Source organism: Nocardia aobensis NBRC 100429 (assembly GCF_000308375.1).
GTDB classification, from domain to species: Bacteria; Actinomycetota; Actinomycetes; order Mycobacteriales; family Mycobacteriaceae; genus Nocardia; species Nocardia aobensis.
In genome coordinates, this window is the sequence record NZ_BAFQ01000281.1 from 1 (window position 1) to 16,252 (window position 16,252).

The window sequence follows — 16,252 nt, forward strand, 5'->3', positions numbered from 1 at the left end:
CCCCGTGGAACCCGCCGGCCGGGGAACTGTTCACCACTCTGGCACGAGCCGGTATGACCGACCCGCGAGACGTGCTCGCTGCCTCCGGTGCCGACCTGGACGAGCTACGCCGTCTGGCAACCACCAATTCCGAAGCCTGGCGTATCTGGCCGTCGGACGTGAAAGAGACCTTGTTGGAGAAGTATCCAGAAATTTTGGCCGACGCTCCGGGACTGCCGGTGGCGGTGCGTGACGCGGCCGGACGCATTGTCCTCGGCGCGCCGGTTGCCGATCGTTCGGATGGCCACAAGCAGCAGCCCGAAGGTCGTCGCGACATCCAGAAGGTGCTGACGGACTGGGCTGAGGACGGTGGAGCTTCGGTGCAGCTGTTGTCGCACCGTGTGGACGGTCATGCTCGCGAGCTGACGGTGGCCTTCGGTGATCCGGATACAGCGAAGAACGTGTATTGGGCCGCATTCGGCAGAAGCGATTTGCGCGGCGGTTTGCTCAAAGCAAGCGATCTGTTCCGCGAGTTCAGACGCAGTAGTGAGGGGGAGGCTGCGCTCGTCGCCGTGGTTTTCGATTTTGGGGACAACCCGATCCGTGATGACAGGGAGTGGGATCCCATCGCCGCGGAACGTGAGTGGGCCGCCGCTACCGCGATACGGTTGGAACGCCTGATTGCTGAGCGCAATGCCATGCGCCGCGTGGAGGATCCGCTCGGTGGTCGGCCGAGGAACTTCCTCGAGGATGTCGACTACGACCCGTGGTCCGGGGACAAGATCGACCCGCGTGCCTTGGTGCGGTTGGACACACTCTTGTTCGACGACATCGATGCCGTGGCTCTCGTGAACCCTTCGTATGCCTGGTACGGGACTCCGGAGTGGCAACTGAGGATGGAGCTACCTGCCTTGTCCAAATTGCTTCGAACATATACCTACTACATCGAGAACTTGCTGGCCGAAATTGGCTGGCATCGGGAGAGAAATGGCAAGCTGCTGCCCGAAATAGTAATGAAAACTATTCGCGAATTGATGCCGATCTCGAATCTGGATATAACCGAAGAATTATTCGTCAAAGCCCCGCGGCTCATGGTCGCGGTTGCGGCGCAGCGTCGGTTCGTCAGCTATCTCGACGAGGCTCCTGTCTCGGGACACTGGACCGTCATAGATGCAGATGCGAAGGTTGAATTGATTGCGGCGCTAGTACGCAGGCTGGAACGTCGGGAAATGATCGTCGAACTCGCCGAGCGGTTGGCCGAGGAGATGGCCCAACACGGGACCTTGAATCCGGTCAAGGTGGCCGGGCTGCGCCAGGCGTTGGAACGGCCATTGAACGTGGGCTACCTCAAAGTCGAGGACTACTGGGAAGCCCAGGAAGGTGAGCAGGGTCCTGTCGAGATTCTGTCAACCCTCGTGTGGTATGCCAAGGCAGAAAATCACCAGCAACGGGCCGATGCACTTCTCGGCATGATTCCGGATATGGTGATCCTTGATGCCGAAGTCCGGCACTTCGCGCGTCGGGCACAAGCTCCAGGGGTGGAAATGTTGATCGAACGTCTCGGCACGACTTTACTGGAATTGGAGCTGCGACACCTGGATCTCGCCGAACATGGGTTACGGCCGGAGAATGTCGATCCGAGTACGTTGCGGGAGGCACGCGGGGAACTGGGGCGTTTGAACGATGATGTGATCATGGTGTTCGAGACGGCTGGTATACCGGAGTCGACATTGACCGAAGACTACCTGCGCGGCGAACTCCGGTCCGCCTCTCCGCTCGTCCCGGAGTCGGCTAGCCTGATCCGGCAGTATCTGTCGCAATGCGACCGGGTTACGGCGATCGAACGCTACCTGCCGATCTTCCGCCTCCGCCGGGCGCTCGAAGGCCAATTCGGCCGCTTGTACACGCTGGTGGGGCAGCGCCACGACCCAGCGACCGCCGCGGCACGCGCCAACATCGATCGCGAGATCTTGGCCGTGGAGGCTGAAATTGCCGAATCGGCCGATGGGCCCGCGGTCACGTAGTCGGCGCCGGTGCGCTGGGGGTCTGGCGTCGGTGCAGCCACATCGAGGTCGCGAAGCCCGCTGCGGTCAAGACCACCACCAGCCACCAACATCCATCACGCCTCGCCGCCGGCAGCGAGATCGACTGCCATCGCCAACCCAGTCGCGACTCCCGCTCCCGAACCGCACTGTCGTCCGAATCGCTGACACCGAATTCCGGGCACACAAACGGAATTCGTCACTAGTGTCGGGTCAGTGGACGCAGGAACAGCTGGATGGTGGAGCCGGCTGCACTCGGAGGCCGTTCATAAGCAGCGAAAGAATCTGGTCGGCCTCGCCGGGCTCCTGTTCGGTAGCTAAGGCGATCGCGTGGGTGAGCCTAAGCAGTTGTGAGGTGCCGATGTCAGGACGGACAGCTCCGGATTGTTGAGCCCGGAGGAGCAGGGATTCTCCTGCGGCGCGAATCAACTCTTGACATGACACCGAGGGCTCCCCTTGTGCGGACGCGGTGGACATGAGCCAGGTTGCCAGGCCACGATATGCCGCCACGTGTGCGACCAGAGCCCGTAGCCAGGTGACCAGTGCGTCATCCGGTGATCCGCGGCCGCGCAAGTCCTCTGCCTGGGCGCACAACGTGTGGACTCGGTCACGGAAGACCGCCTCCAGAAGAGTCTCACGGTTGGGGAAATGCCTGTATAGCGTGGCGTTGCCGACTCCTGCCTTATTGGCGATGTCGTCCAGGGAAGCATCGGCTCCGTAGGCGGCGAAGGCTTCCCCCGCCGCTGCCAGCAGCCGATCGTAGTTGCGGCGCGCGTCCGCGCGCATAGGGCGTCGCGCCGAGGTGGGCGCGTCGGTCTCCGGCATGATCACGTGCGGTCTTTCGGTCGATCACTTGCAAATCGGGGAGTGTCCCCTTATCGTACAACCTTACAAGCGGGGACAGTCCCCGATTTTCCTCGCGTGCCGGCGAGAGGTGTCGGATCGAAAGGTACAGGCCGATGTCCAAAGAAATCGATGAGTGGCACGACCGCCTAGGCGGATTCGTTGGGCGGCCGACGTTGGAGGAGTATGGGTACAAGTACTCCGACCACTTTGTCATCGAGCGCAACGAGGGGGTCGTGGAACTGCGGATGCACTCCGAAGGCGGCCCCGCCATCTACTCTTTGGGGCTTCACAACGCTTGGGGCCAGGCATGGCAGGAGGTTGGCAACGATCCTCGGAATGAGGTTGTAATTCTGACCGGGACCGGAAACGCGTGGCTGGCAGGCGTCGACCCTGCCTCCTTCGCGCAGCCGTTTCATGAATGGCCGGGCGATACCGCCTACGAGCTCTACTACGACGCAATAAAGCTTTTGGAGAACCTTGTCTTCGGGGTCGATGTCCCCACCATCGGGGTTGTCAACGGTCCCGGTTTCCATACCGAGCTCGCCCTATTCTGCGACATCACCTTGGCCGCCGAGGATGCCGTCTTCTCCGATGGTCACTTCGCCGCCGGACAGGTGCCGGGCGACGGCCTGCAACTCGCCTTTCAATCCCTGCTGGGGCCCAAGCGAGCCGCTCATGCCTTCTACACCAGCGAGCAAATCGATGCTCGCAAAGCGCTGGACCTGGGACTGGTCAACGAGGTGCTGCCCACCGACAATCTGCTGCCGCGCGCACGACAGATCGCGCAGATGATGATGGAAAGATCCCGCGCTACCCGACGCCTGACCCACGCCATCGTGCAGCGCCCCTTCAGGCGGCGATTGCTGGAGGATCATGGATTCGGCATGGCGCATGAACTCTTCGGCGCCTTTACGGACCGACCTGGCAACCGGGGGTAGTGGTGGGCGGCAGTTACGGCGGCACGGTCGCGGCAACCCTCGATTGGTATGGCTGCGCCACCTTTCGGCTGACCGTCGGCGAGCTGGTCGTCTTCCTCGATGCCTACATCGATCGGTTTCCCGGTGCGCCCGGACCCGATGTACACACCGACGATATCGACAGAGCGGACTGGATAGTTGTCGGCCACTCCCATTTCGACCATTTGTGGGGCGCTGAACGCATCGCCCGGCGTACCGGTGCCACGATCATCGGCAGCCACGAAAGTATCCGGATCATGGAACAAGAGGGCGTTCCCGACGATCAACTGCTACCGGTCAGTGGAAGCGAACGCATCCGCCTATCGTCGGATGTGACGGTCACGGCCTACCCCAGTCTGCATTCCTCGGTCTGGACCCACCAATTCCCCGCTTCCGATGAAGAGTGTCTGGGCGATCTGTGGCTCACCTATCAGGAGCGTCAAGTCCGTCAGGCCGAACGTTCCCCGGCCGCAGGGTTAGCTGCCCTCTCACCCCAGATACTGGCCCACATGCAACTCAGCAATCAGCATCCGCGCGGCGACGGCGGCGCCCTGGTGTACCTTTTCGAAACCAGCCAAGGCAGCCTGCTGTTCCAAGACACTTCCGGACACTGGAGCGGCATATTGCGGGATATACGTCCTGACGTGGCTATCCTTGCCGCGGCCGGCAGGCCCACCATCGACGGCGAACCGATCCAGGGCAGCCTCGCCGATTTTATCGCCTGGCAAGCGCAGCTCCTCCATCCCGCGCGCGTGATTCTCAGCCACCACGACGACTTCCTGCCCGGCCGGTCGGTGCCTGCCGACCTCGCCCCCATCCGTGCAGCACTGTCCCATGCAGCACTCCACACCGAACTGATCGAACTGACATACACCAGCGGCTACCCGCTGTTCCTCGAATCGGGGACAGCAAACCGATCCTGTCGATTGCCGGAATCCCAAGGCATGTAGGTGAATTATGGCTTCTCATCACGACCCAGCGAAAACCGGCTTGCTGCTGGTCGACCCCTACAACGATTTCCTCAGTGAGGGCGGCAAACTGTGGCCACGGCTACAGGAGGTTGCCGAGGAAGTGCATTTGCTGGACCATCTACGCGCGATCGTGGACACGGCCCGGAGTGCCGGTGTCAAGATCTTCTTCGTCCCCCACCACCGTTGGGAACCGGGCGACTACGAGGAGTGGAGGTTCCCGACGGCCACCCAAGTGGCCTCTGCCGAGCTTCAGACTTTCGCCAAGGGCACCTGGGGCGGTGCCTTCCACGGCGATTTGCAGGTCCAGCCGACCGATGTGGTGATCAAGGAACACTGGGCGCAGAGCGGTTTCGCCAACACTGATCTGGACCACCAACTCAGGCAGCGTGGGATCGATCACGTCGTGACCGTCGGCATGCTCGCCAATACCTGCATCGAATCGACGTGTCGTTTCGCGACAGAGCTGGGCTACCACACGACGTTGGTCAGGGATGCGACTGCTGCCCTCAGCCGTGAGGCAATGCACGCAGCACATGAGATCAACGGGCCGACCTTCGCACATGCGATAGTTACTACCGACGAACTCATCACGGGTTGGCGAGGTCTGCAGTAACTACGACAACGACGGCGCTGTCCCAAATTCGGCCGCAGCGGTCACGGGACGACGTTGCGGTGTGTGTGGTGAGTGCCTGCTGCCGGGGCTTGTCAGAGTGCCGTCGCTGGTGACGGAGGAGCCGAGAGCTTCCCGCGGCCACGACGGCGAACCCGAAAGCTCTGCGCTACGGCTGGCGCCCCGACGAATAGTCAATGAGGCGACCGCGTTGGAGGGCTGAGATGCTGCGTTCGTCGGGCTCTAACTTGCCTTGTTGTATGCCTCCACGATATCGGCTTGGATTCGTCCGCGGCTGGAAACGTTGTAGCCGTTGTTCTTCGCCCATTCGCGAATAGCGCCGGTCTGCTGCTTGTCGGCAGCGGTACGCGTACCGGTCTTGGCCTTGCCCCGAGGGATCCGGCCGACCTTGCGGGCGACGCCGGCCCACTGTTCGAACACGTTTCGAAGCTTGAGTGCGTTCTTGCTCGACAAATCGATCTCGTACTCGACGCCGTCGAGGCTGAACGAGACCGTCTCCTCGGCTTTCGATTTGCCATCGAAGTCGTCGATCAGTTCGACGATGATCTTCTTTGCCACGTCGTCCTCCATATCTCGTTGTCGAAGTATCTGGGGGGCAAGCTTAGGCTGACCGGCTGCCCGCTGATTTGTCAGGCTGCCCGGCGAGCGCCCGCGGCCGTGGCCGAGGGGCCTCGTCTCCGACGCCCTCGCACCACCGACAGGCGGTCGGTGATCGCTGAAAACGATAGTTCCGCTGGTGAGTTCAAACAGCTGGACGACCACTGTGACGCGGGATTCAGGCCGCAAATCTTCGATCAACTTGGCCGCACCAGCATTTGCTCGGAGTCTGCCCTGCTAGGACGATGGCCTGTCATTCGAGCGCGCCAATCGCGGATAGCTTGCCGGTCCCTCGCATAACGGCTTCAGGCCTCGATCTGCGATCCGCAGGTGCTGTCAGTGAATGCCGACAGCCCGTGCGGTCAGATCCAGGATTCCGTCACGATGGCGTTGTCCAGAAATCATGTCTGTGATCTCCGGGCGCATGCTCGCAAATATCGCCGCGGCGAGGAACTCCGCATCTGCGTCGGGGGTGAGCTGCGAAATCAACTCCGCAAGCAGTGCGCGCCACGGCGCCCATGTCTCCGACTGGCAGCCATCGGGCAGGGCGCGCATCAACGGTTGCAGCTCGACCGTTGTGAGGTCGAACACCGCGGCCACGACCGCCAAGATGCGTTCGCCGACGGGCACTCTCGTATTCGCGGCGGTATCGGATACGGCCGCCCATGCTCGTTTGGTGCGGTCGTCGAACAGGTCGCGAATCAGCCCCTCCCGGTCTGTAAACCGGCGGAACAGCGTGCCCTTACCGACTCCGGCCGCTGTCGCGATGTCGTCCATCGAAACATTGTTCAGCTTGTCTTCGCAGATTAGGCGCCCCGCAGCGGCAAGGATCGCAGATCGATTGCGCTCGGCGTCAGCACGCATCTTCGACTCTCCTCTTGACAGAAGCGGACCAATAGTCCGTATCATAACGCATGTTAAGCGGACCGTTAGTCCGAATTGAAAGGTGGAATCGCATGCGTGCTGTCCGTTATCACGAGTTCGGGGCCCCGGAGGTACTCCGGGTCGAACAGGTCGACGATCCTGAGCCGGGCGAGGGTGACCTTCTCGTCCGGGCGGTGGCTACCGGAGTGAACTACTTCGAGGTGCAGGTGCGCGCCGGAGTGGTCCCAGATCCGCTCGGTGCACCGTTGCCGCATACACCGGGTATCGAGGTAGCCGGAACGGTGGCCGCGGTCGGCCCAGGCGTCAGCACTGACCGCATCGGCGACAGGGTGGTGGGCACCGTCGCCTCCGGTAGCTACGCCGAGCTGGTGCGGATACCAGCGGCGGCGGCCATTCCGCTCGATGCACGTCTCGACGAGCATCAGGCGCTCGCGCTGCTCGGGCAGGGTGCGACAGCTATGGGGGTGATCGAAGCCGCCGACTTGGGTTCCGACGACACAGTGCTGGTGGAGGCGGCCGGTGGGGGAATCGGAACACTACTCGTCCAGCTCGCTAAACGGGCCGGCGCGCGAGTTGTCGCGGGGGCGAGTGGGGCGGCCAAGCGAGAAGTGGCTGCCGACCTGGGCGCCGACGCAACCATCGACTACACGCGACCGGGTTGGACCGATGAGGTCGGGCCGGTGTCGGTAGTTCTGGAAACCGTTGGCGGACAGACAGCCCGCGACGCGTACAACTTGCTCACGGCACCTCGTGCGCGAATGATCGTCTTCGGCGCGGCCAGTGGCGTCCCGGTCGAGATTGCTTCGGATCAATTGCTTCGGATCGGCGCGCCGCTCATTCCGTTCAGCCTCGGCTATCGTCCGCAGCGGTGGCCTGAGTTGGCACGCCGAGCCGAGGAGTTGACCGCCTGCGGCGAGCTCACACCTGTCATCGGCACGGTCCTGCCGCTGAATGAGGCGGCAGCGGCGCATCGCGCGTTCGAGAACCGCACCACGATCGGCAAGACGATCCTCACTGTCTGAGTCGCGATGCAAATACTCGCGTATGCCGCTACGTCGCTCCGAACCGCGCCTCCAAGAGCACCTATCGGATTCGGCTGCTCAATCGTCACCAGTAGATTAGGCCGCGGCGCGGTCGAGGAACCGGGTAGAGATCTGTGCGTCGTTCCCTCGGTTGGCCAGCCGCCGGTTGGCCAACCGAGGGAGGATTTTGCTTCCCGTTCCGGTACAGGCGATGACCTGCCGTGGGTGTCACGTCGCGCAATACAGCCGGCGATACCTCGTCGCCGCTGTTCGGGGTTACGCGTCGGGGTAGTCGGATTTCTTGCTCGCGATCAGAGGTCTCGAGGCCGACCGCACACGCAGAGATTGGACCCGATCGAGCAGCGGCAGTAGCCATTCGAGGGCATCTACGCATTCTCCGGCGAGGGCTAGATTGTCGCGCCGCACCCTTGTTGTTGTGGCGGGGTGGACGGAGTAACTCATTGATGGCGCGACCCGATCTGCGGTCCGCAAAGCCTCGGGGCAATAGCGGGAACCATTGACTTCTAACGGATTTCAACTGGGCGGCAGGATTTCAGCCTTGTTGTGACTTGCCGATCGGCGGAGCGTGATGCGCCTCCTTGTGTCGTCGGCCCGTAGCTGCACCGGCGGTGCCTCCGTCGGCGCGGATGGTGTCTCGTTCGACGACTATTGCGCGGTCCTGCCGTATACTAAGAGACCCCGCTACGGTGCGGCGCGTCGAATCGTGAAGCCGAGCGCGGCGAAAGCCAGTGAATAGGGGAGAACTCCGACGACTTCGAATACTTGAATCGAAGTCGACTCCGGTCCGATCGCGAAGATCAAATATCCGCCTATTGTGTACAGAAGGGCTCCTACTCCCAGCAGTCCGCCCCACAGCATTGCGCCCGACCTGGCAAGAGCTACGCCAAACACGGCGTGACCTACCGGAAATAGGATGAGGGCTGGAATGACAATAATTGCAGCATCCAGGCCGAAATCAGCCGATTTATGCACGATCTGCGGCGCGTATTGCGCCGTGGCGGGATTATGGGAACCGTCGAACAGGATCAGGGCGAACCAGGACAATGTTCCGAGAAGTGCAGTGACCGGAGCTGCGATGCTGATTCGTGAGATAGGCGCTCTGCCGGCCCCGAGCATCGCAGCAAGGCTGACCACTTGTAGAAACAGACCGATTGCCTGGATGTCGTGAGTTAGGCCGTAGTAATCGGGCGCCCCCGCGATGCTGAATCCGTCACGGGCGGGATGTAATACGGTACCTATCGCAAAGACGAGCGATCCACTGAGCGCGGCCCAGAAAGCGAGGCTCGCCAGCCGGGCGGCGCCGGTTCCGGCTTCTGGGAAATTTTGTTCGCGATGGGTCGAGGTGTATGCGGCCGGTTGCTTCATCCGAGGGCCCTTCTAGTTTGCCGGCCGTGAGCCGGTGATGCGATATCGATCGTGTTCCATATTGCGGGAAAAAAAATTGTTTACATCATTAGCGCGCTCCGGGGTTTACTGGTCGTCTGAATTGATCAGCGCCCTGTTCTACGATCGCGCCGTAACTCGTCAGATGAGTCGGTCCTGGTTGCGCCAGTATTCGTCGCGTAACTGACGCTTCAATATCTTTCCTGTATCAGACCGAGGTAACGAGCGGAATATCACTTCTTTCGGCGCCCTCACGCTGCCGATCTTTTTCTTCGCGAGGGAGATGAGCTCGGCTTCGGACACCGACTGTCCCAGCTCTACCTCGACCACCGCCGTGACTCGTTCGCCCCATTTCTCGTCCGGCAATCCGATGACAGCGCAATCACGTACCGCTGGATGTTCCCAGAGAACTTGCTCGACTTCCGATGGAAACACGTTGAATCCGCCGGAGATTATGAGATCGCGCTTGCGGTCGACGATATATAGGTAGCCTGAGGTGTCCAGATAACCTATGTCACCTGTGGCCTGCCAGCCGCCCGGTCGCTGCACTGCTGCTGTTTGGTGCGGCGCTTTGTGGTATCCCGTCATACGGAGCGAACTTCGGACTACGATCTCGCCACTGGCACCCGACGGCATAATTTGGCCTGTGTCATCCATGATCGCGATGTCGGCGACCACGGAGGGCCGGCCACAGCTTCTCAACCGCTGAATCAGACGGGGGTCCCGCAGAGCCTCGACATGTTCTTCCGGACTGAGAAAGGCGCACAGCATCGGAAGTTCGGTCTGTCCATAAAACTGTGCCATCACTGGCCCGAATGTGTCGATCGCCGCTTTGAGTTTTTCGACCGACATCGGAGCGGCACCGTAGAGGAAGTACTCGAGGCTGGAGAGATCCCGTGTCTTCACGTCATCGTGAGTGAGCAGTGAGTAGATGGCCGTGGGTGGCAGGAATAGTCGCGTAACTTGGTTCCGCTCGATCGAGGAGAGAATCTCGCCCGGGTCCACGCTCTTGTGAACGACATTCGTACCGCCGACCGTGAGTACTGGAAAGACGCCGGTGCCCGCCGCATGGGTCAGGGGCGCCGCGACCAAGTGGACCGGAGACCGTTCGGGCAGGTGCGCCAGAAAGGCATGGATCATCGTCTCGAAGGCGCGGTTCGGAATTTCGACGACCTTCGGCCGACCGGTCGTGCCTCCCGTACCGAAGAAGGCCGTGGTCGCGTCGCCGTCCAGAGGTGGCAGCGGCACTTTGGTATCGGCCGGAGCGATCCATTCGGCCAGCGTCGGTTTGCCGCTTTTCGCGCCCCCGATCTCCACTTGGCACAGCAAGCTCGCTACTTGTTCGCCTATCTGATCTGCGATTTCTGCGAGCTCCGACTGGAACAGCAGTGCTTGTGCCTCGACTAGGTCGAGTAGCGCCACCATGTCTTCCATTGTGGATCTGGCATTCAGTGCCACCCACGCGCAACCTGACCGGAGGACGCCCAGAACGCAGGGGAACGCGAGCACCGAGTTGCCGCTCAATATCGCCACCGGTGCCTGCGGGCGAAGCCCTTCGCGATGTAGCGCTGCTGCGATCCTGTGGCTCAGCGTTTCGACCTCGGAATACGGCATCTCAACCGAACGGTCGTGTGTTACAAAGGCCATGCCGTCCGGGTTCATCCTAGCGCCACGATCGAAGTACTCGATCAGTCTCATGCCGACTCTTCCTTAGTGGCCGAGCGCGCGGAGCCCCCCGTAACGCAGCGGTTGATCTGTTCACCGAGCCCGTCGATCGCGGACCGCAGTGTATTTCCTGCGGTGAGGTAGACGGGCGGCGTGCGAGCCGCTCCGACGCCGGCAGGAGTACCGGTGGCGATGAGGTCGCCGGGTGCGAGCGTAATGAAGGTGCTGATGTAGGAGATGATCTGCGCGACAGAGAACACCAGCTCACTGGTCGCCGATTTCTGCATGACATCGTGATCGACACTGCAGGTAATGCCCAAGTCGCGAGCATGTTCTGCCTCGTCTGGCGTCACGAGGAACGGGCCGACAGGTGTCGAGCCCTCGAATGTCTTGCCCTGCAGGAACTGTGACGTTCTGAATTGCCAATCGCGCATCGTTACGTCGTTGACGATCGTATAACCGGCGACTGCATCCAAGGCCTCTTCTTCAGGCACATCGCGAATGGACGTGCCGATCACGACGCCCAGCTCGACCTCCCAGTCGACCGCCTCGGAGGTCTCGGGCAAAACGATGTCGTCATATGCCCCGATCAAACTGCGGTTGTACTTCGCGAACAGCGTGGGATGACTAGGCTCATCAATCCCAATTTCGGAGATGTGACTTCGGTAATTGACTCCGACGCAGATGATCTTTTCTGGCGTCGGAGTCAGAGGGGCGAAGTCGACCGAATCCAAGTGTATGGTGCGGCCACCATCGAGTTCGGCAGCGCGGATTCGCCAATCCGCGCCCGAGGCAATGAGGGCGCTTACCGATTCGTACGGGAGCAGCGTCACCTCGTCTCCGTCGACTCGTCCTGCGGAGCAGCCGCCGTCGACTCGGATCGTTGCGAATCGCATGGTGTAGCCCTTCCTTATTGGGCCCTGGGTATCCCGCGAGCCACCGGATGACACTGATTAGTGTATCCAAATTTCTACCTGATGTATACAAGCTCGCTGTGGTTGCCGACTGCGGCCGGCGCCCTTCGGGTGGCCGTGATGGCGGGGTGGGGGTGACCGTAAGGAACGTGTCACCAGGTACATGAGCGCTACCCCCGTGGCGTGGTGCCGCTGATGATGCGATGGTGGAGCGGCCAACGCTGTATTCCTCAGCGAGGTCGGCGAGACTCGCGTCGTCGGGTCGTGGTAGCGGTGGTGGATCGTTTTGAGTGCTGTGAGAGGAAGTTTCGGCTGTTTGCCCTTGAGGCGGCCCTTTGCGCGGCCCTTGGTCATGCCTTCCCGGGCGCGCAGGTGGCCGGGGTGGGCCTCGGATTCGGCGACCATGGCGAGGGTTTGCGTGATCATCTTGCGAACGAGTCGGGCCTAGGTGACTGGTGTCGAATGGGCTGTCATGCGGGCCGGTGAGATCGTTGGGCTTGGCGGTCTGAGTAGTTGGGTGTTGTTTCTGGTTGCGGCGGTGGCGGTTTGGGGTTCGGGGCCGTTCCAGGTCCTCATGCGGTGGCAACGGCCCAGTTGCCGGTGGTGTGGGTGATTCCGAGAGCTGCCAGGCGAGCGAGGTTGACTGCGGCGGCGAGCACGCCGAAGTCGGCGGCGATCTTCTCCCGGCCCCTCACGCGGGCGCGGCGGCCGCCGTGGCGGCGGCGCATCAGGTGCCCGATCTTGCGTTCGACCTTGGGGCGGGTGGCGCGGTAGTCGGCCTTCCAGACCGGATCGTGTTGACGTTCGCGGGCGGTGGCCAGGTAATTCTCGTGCGCGCCGATGGTGATCGTGCGGCCGCCGGCCGCCGTGGTGCACTGTGCCCGCAGGGGGCAGCCGGTGCAGACGGCACCGAAGCAGGCGACACCGGTATGGCGGCCGGTGCGGGCGCCGATCATCACGGTGGCTCCGGCGGGGCAGGTCACCGTCCGCGCGTCCAGATCGATGATGAAGCGGTCCTTGGAAAAGTGTCCCTTCACCGACGGCGACGGCTGCACCTTGATCTGGTTTCGAATACCGTTGTCGTCCAACAGTTTCAGCAACTCACCCGCCCCATACTGGCATCACCGAACACCGCCGTCCCACCGTCTCCGGTTCCGGTTTCGGCTTCGGAGGGCAGGATGTCGGCGAGCAGTCCTTCGGCGGTTTCGGCGTCACCGCTGTTGCCGGGCGTGACCGTGGTAGCGGTGATGATCTCGCTGTCGGGGTCGACGGCGATGTGGCCCTTGTAGCCGTCGAACCCGCGCGCGGAGGTTTTGCGCCCGTGGCGGGTCTCGGGATCGACAGTGGAGATCACCCGATCGGTGGCGGTCCCGCGCACGATCGCGAACATGCCGTCATCGCCTTCGGTGATGTCCTGGCCCACCACGGTGGCCAGCAATCGCGCAGCCTTGCCGGTCGGCTCGTCGAGCTCGCATCCATCCAGCAGCGCCAGCATCGCCATCGCGTCGCGGGCCCGGGAATCGATCAACTCGGCGCGGGATGTTTCGTCGTCCCAGTCGATGACGGGTTTGGCCGCGCCGGCGTAGTCGTCACCGCTGGTGACCTGCGCCCGCAACGCTGCCGCCAACTCGGCGCCGGCGACGGTGAGCAGCCCGCGGATCGCCGAGCAGACCAGGGTGATGGTGTCCATGGTCGCGACCGCGTCATACAACGGTGTCGAGTCCAGCACCCGTTTGCGGCCCACCAGCCCCGCGGCCCGCGCGACCTCGAGCACGGCGTCGAAGATCCGGTCCGGCCGATCCGAGCGAGCCAACCGGGCCCGCATATCCACCAGCACCGTATGCACGAAACCCGGATAATCGAAACTCAAACCACCAGCGGCGTATTTCCAGCGGGCGTCGAACGCGAACCGCTCCACCGCTTCCCGGTCCGACAAGCCCTCGATCCGCTGCAACACCATCACCACCGCCACGATCATCGGCGGCACCGACCGACGCCCGACATCAGTGAACAGATCAGCGAACATCTCATCCGGGAACAACCGGCCGCATTCCCGATGCAACACACCATAAATCGAGCCCGCACCCACCCGGTCGGCACAGAACTCCACCGTCGACCGCAACAGATCACCCTGACACGGCACACGCCCCAAACTCACCCCAAGCATTCTGCTCGAGACCGGCCGGTCACCGCACGAAAAACACCAACCACCTAGGCGTAGACCTGGCTGCCGAGCCCGAACAGCACCTCCCGCTCGCGCAGGCTGATCAGGATGTCGTCGGCATCAGTCATGTTCCGCGCGAACCGATCGAACTTCGTCGTGGTCAGCACCACCTGCCGCCCCGGCCGCGGCCGCCGCTGGGGAGTGGGAACTATCTCGTAATTGGTGTTTCCGGCGGTTTCTCTCAGTAGGTTCGGGCGTCGGGCCAGCGGTCGGCGAAGGTGATCGCGAACGCGTTGACCGCGGGCTTCCAGCGCATGGTCCATCGTGCCCGACCGTCACCGGTCGGGTCGAGCGATCGAGTCACCAGATACAGGCATTTCAAAGCGGCTTGCTCGGTCGGGAAGTGCCCTCTGGCTTTGATCGCACGCCGGTAGCGGGCGTTCAAGGACTCGATCGCGTTCGTCGAGCAGATCACCCTCCGTATCTCGATGTCGTAGTCGAGGAACGGGATGAATTCCTCCCATGCGTTGTTCCAAAGACGAATGATCGCACCGTATTTCGAGCCCCACTGCTCGGTCAGCTCGTCCAGCGCGGACCTGGCGGCCTCTGCGTTGACCGCGGTATAGATCGGCTTCACATCCCGTTTCAACGCGTCCCAGTGCTGCCGGGCGGCCAGCCGGAACGTGTTGCGTATCAAATGAATGATGCAGACTCCCGCTGTCAACCTGCTCGGGTTCGGAAGGGTATTCGGGTCTGTTCGTGCAGAGGGCATGTGAGCGGCCCGCGTGGAGACGGTGGGCCGCGCGGGTGGTGAGGTGTTCGGATCAGACCGTGGTGGAGGTGTGTCTTCCGGGGTCGTAGATGGTGTTGTCGTGCCAGCAGCGCCAGAGCACTCGAGTCCAGCGGGCGCCGACGCCGCGCAAGGCTCGGAACTTGCCGTGGCCGCGGGCCCGTGACTGTTCGTATGCCCTGGCGGCCCAGTCGGTTTCGCGGGTGGAGACGAATGCCCACCAGTCGATGGCGTGGCGCATTCGGTGGTTGCAGGCGTAGCGGAATCGGACCTGGTGCATGCGGCCCGAGGCCCGGGTGACCGGGGACAGGCCGGCTTCGGCGAGTAGCACTCGAGCCTCGGGATAGTGCGTGCGGTCGTCACCCATTTCCGCGATCAACGTGGCCGCCACGACTGGACCGATACCGGGGAAGCTGCGGAAGATCGGGGCGTCGGGATGGGTGCTGAGCAGGAGGTCGATGCGCTTGTCGCAGGCACGGATCTGCTGGTTGAGCAGCCGCAGCTGGGCGGTGAACAACTCAGCGGTGAACTGCTTGCCCGCAGTGGTTCCCTCCGACGCTGTCAGCAGGTGCGGTGCGATCCGCTCGACCAGCCGGTCGGCTGGCACTCGACCGGTGTAGCTGTGCCGGCGGCAGAACGCGTCCATCCGGGCCGCGGTGACCCGCGCAGCCTTCTCCGGTGTCGGGTAGTCGGCGAGGAAGTCGAGGGTGATGTCACGGTCGAGCGAGGAGAACAAGTGCAGCGGCGCAGGATGATAGGCGTCGAGAATGGCACGCAGCTGGGACTCGACGCTGCGCTGGGACCAGATGATCCGTTCGCGGTCTCGAATGACGGCCTTCAGCTCGGCGGTCTGCGCCGACAACACCGGCAGCGACCGCCAATGGGCATGTTCATGACGCAGGGTGTCGGCCAGGACGAATGCGTCGAAGGTGTCGGATTTGGTGGCCGAGAGCCGGTAGCGTTCCCGGGCCCGGGCCGAAATCTTCGGTGACACACAGTAAACCGGCAGACCGCGTAGCTGCAGGTGTTCGACCAGCAGCCCCTCACCGCGCTCGATCGCGATCCGGATGCCGGGGATGTCGAGTAGGTCATCGAGTGCCGCGAAGCCGGCGACATCGTGCCGCAACCGCTTCTGCGTCAGAACCCGCCCTGTGTCGTCAACAAGACAGACCTGGTGATGTGCTCCGCCCCAATCGATTCCGGCGAACACAGACTGCCCGACAAAGTCGGTGACAGGAAGGTGGTGGACCAACGATGCTCCTGGAAGAGATTCCGGTCATCGCGTGGGCTGGCTTCCCCGGAACCTCATCTCGGCGCTCGAAGCGCAACTCCCGCTGGCCGATGTGAAGCCCGCCGCCACCCCAGCCCAACAGGTCTGCATCTGGA

Annotated in this window: 15 protein-coding genes and 1 pseudogene; 5 read left to right on the plus strand and 11 right to left on the minus strand. The window is 62.6% G+C overall.

The window, feature by feature from the left end:
* Positions 1–2,003 (plus strand): hypothetical protein (locus RJ03_RS29775; RefSeq protein ID WP_218001028.1); only part of this gene is annotated, 2,003 nt, incomplete at its 5' end.
* Positions 2,004–2,234: 231 nt separating this feature from the next.
* Here the strand turns inward: RJ03_RS29775 and RJ03_RS39120 are convergent.
* The gene (locus RJ03_RS39120; protein WP_036508898.1) at positions 2,235–2,846 is read right to left on the minus strand and encodes a TetR/AcrR family transcriptional regulator; all 612 of its coding nucleotides are present in this window, start codon (positions 2,844–2,846) and stop codon (positions 2,235–2,237) included.
* Between the two features lie 134 nt (positions 2,847–2,980).
* On the opposite strand from RJ03_RS39120, the gene RJ03_RS29785 reads away from it, so the two are divergent.
* Genes RJ03_RS29785 through RJ03_RS29795 form a run of 3 tightly spaced genes read left to right on the plus strand, consistent with a single transcriptional unit; the run spans position 2,981 to position 5,407 of the window.
* Positions 2,981–3,805, plus strand: coding sequence for an enoyl-CoA hydratase/isomerase family protein (locus RJ03_RS29785; RefSeq protein ID WP_051025421.1), 825 nt, complete (start codon positions 2,981–2,983; stop codon positions 3,803–3,805).
* Between the two features lie 2 nt (positions 3,806–3,807).
* Complete coding sequence (locus RJ03_RS29790; protein ID WP_157163530.1) at positions 3,808–4,773, plus strand: MBL fold metallo-hydrolase; 966 nt, start codon at positions 3,808–3,810, stop codon at positions 4,771–4,773.
* 7 nt (positions 4,774–4,780) lie between these two features.
* The gene (locus RJ03_RS29795; protein WP_036508860.1) at positions 4,781–5,407 is read left to right on the plus strand and encodes a cysteine hydrolase family protein; all 627 of its coding nucleotides are present in this window, start codon (positions 4,781–4,783) and stop codon (positions 5,405–5,407) included.
* A 240-nt stretch (positions 5,408–5,647) separates the two neighbouring features.
* On the opposite strand, the gene RJ03_RS29800 is transcribed toward RJ03_RS29795, so the two are convergent.
* Both RJ03_RS29800 and RJ03_RS29805 read right to left on the minus strand, forming a co-directional pair.
* The gene (locus RJ03_RS29800) at positions 5,648–5,983 is read right to left on the minus strand and encodes a histone-like nucleoid-structuring protein Lsr2 (protein WP_036508903.1); all 336 of its coding nucleotides are present in this window, start codon (positions 5,981–5,983) and stop codon (positions 5,648–5,650) included.
* A gap of 375 nt (positions 5,984–6,358) precedes the next feature.
* On the minus strand, positions 6,359–6,886 hold the full coding sequence (locus tag RJ03_RS29805) for a TetR/AcrR family transcriptional regulator (protein ID WP_036508862.1): 528 nt from the start codon (positions 6,884–6,886) through the stop codon (positions 6,359–6,361).
* Between the two features lie 92 nt (positions 6,887–6,978).
* Here RJ03_RS29805 and RJ03_RS29810 point away from each other — a divergent pair, with 92 nt between their 5' ends.
* A complete protein-coding gene (locus RJ03_RS29810; protein WP_036508863.1) occupies positions 6,979–7,929 on the plus strand; it encodes a quinone oxidoreductase family protein in 951 nt (316 codons plus the stop codon).
* 702 nt (positions 7,930–8,631) lie between these two features.
* Here RJ03_RS29810 and RJ03_RS29815 read toward each other — a convergent pair.
* From RJ03_RS29815 to RJ03_RS29840, 8 genes and pseudogenes are all read right to left on the minus strand, one after another.
* A complete protein-coding gene (locus RJ03_RS29815) occupies positions 8,632–9,315 on the minus strand; it encodes a hypothetical protein (RefSeq protein ID WP_036508866.1) in 684 nt (227 codons plus the stop codon).
* A 159-nt stretch (positions 9,316–9,474) separates the two neighbouring features.
* Positions 9,475–11,031, minus strand: coding sequence for an AMP-binding protein (locus tag RJ03_RS29820; protein WP_036508869.1), 1,557 nt, complete (start codon positions 11,029–11,031; stop codon positions 9,475–9,477).
* Positions 11,028–11,831: a fumarylacetoacetate hydrolase family protein gene (locus tag RJ03_RS29825; protein WP_245552429.1), complete on the minus strand. Its 804-nt coding sequence runs from the start codon at positions 11,829–11,831 to the stop codon at positions 11,028–11,030. Before RJ03_RS29825 ends, RJ03_RS29820 begins: the two co-directional genes overlap by 4 nt.
* Before the next feature lie 653 nt (positions 11,832–12,484).
* Positions 12,485–13,012 (minus strand): transposase, encoded by a 528-nt coding sequence (locus RJ03_RS38625; RefSeq protein ID WP_245552430.1) that lies wholly within the window; start codon positions 13,010–13,012, stop codon positions 12,485–12,487.
* Complete coding sequence (locus RJ03_RS29830) at positions 13,006–14,070, minus strand: transposase (RefSeq protein WP_245552431.1); 1,065 nt, start codon at positions 14,068–14,070, stop codon at positions 13,006–13,008. Before RJ03_RS29830 ends, RJ03_RS38625 begins: the two co-directional genes overlap by 7 nt.
* Positions 14,071–14,123: 53 nt before the next feature.
* Positions 14,124–14,246: a hypothetical protein gene (locus RJ03_RS38890; protein WP_281032302.1), complete on the minus strand. Its 123-nt coding sequence runs from the start codon at positions 14,244–14,246 to the stop codon at positions 14,124–14,126.
* A gap of 71 nt (positions 14,247–14,317) precedes the next feature.
* Positions 14,318–14,797: pseudogene (locus tag RJ03_RS29835) on the minus strand (transposase); the annotation flags it as partial.
* Positions 14,798–14,900: 103 nt separating this feature from the next.
* Positions 14,901–16,076 (minus strand): IS110 family RNA-guided transposase, encoded by a 1,176-nt coding sequence (locus RJ03_RS29840; protein WP_036508872.1) that lies wholly within the window; start codon positions 16,074–16,076, stop codon positions 14,901–14,903.
* Positions 16,077–16,252 lie beyond the last annotated feature (176 nt).

Bases quoted from the DNA above. Each gene is read 5' to 3' on its own strand.
- RJ03_RS39120 (WP_036508898.1), bottom strand. From the start codon at position 2,846: ATGCCGGAGACCGACGCGCCCACCTCGGCGCGACGCCCTATGCGCGCG.
- RJ03_RS29785 (WP_051025421.1), top strand. From the start codon at position 2,981: ATGTCCAAAGAAATCGATGAGTGGCACGACCGCCTAGGCGGATTCGTT.
- RJ03_RS29795 (WP_036508860.1), top strand. From the start codon at position 4,781: ATGGCTTCTCATCACGACCCAGCGAAAACCGGCTTGCTGCTGGTCGAC.
- RJ03_RS29805 (WP_036508862.1), bottom strand. From the start codon at position 6,886: ATGCGTGCTGACGCCGAGCGCAATCGATCTGCGATCCTTGCCGCTGCG.
- RJ03_RS29810 (WP_036508863.1), top strand. From the start codon at position 6,979: ATGCGTGCTGTCCGTTATCACGAGTTCGGGGCCCCGGAGGTACTCCGG.
- RJ03_RS29815 (WP_036508866.1), bottom strand. From the start codon at position 9,315: ATGAAGCAACCGGCCGCATACACCTCGACCCATCGCGAACAAAATTTC.
- RJ03_RS29820 (WP_036508869.1), bottom strand. From the start codon at position 11,031: ATGAGACTGATCGAGTACTTCGATCGTGGCGCTAGGATGAACCCGGAC.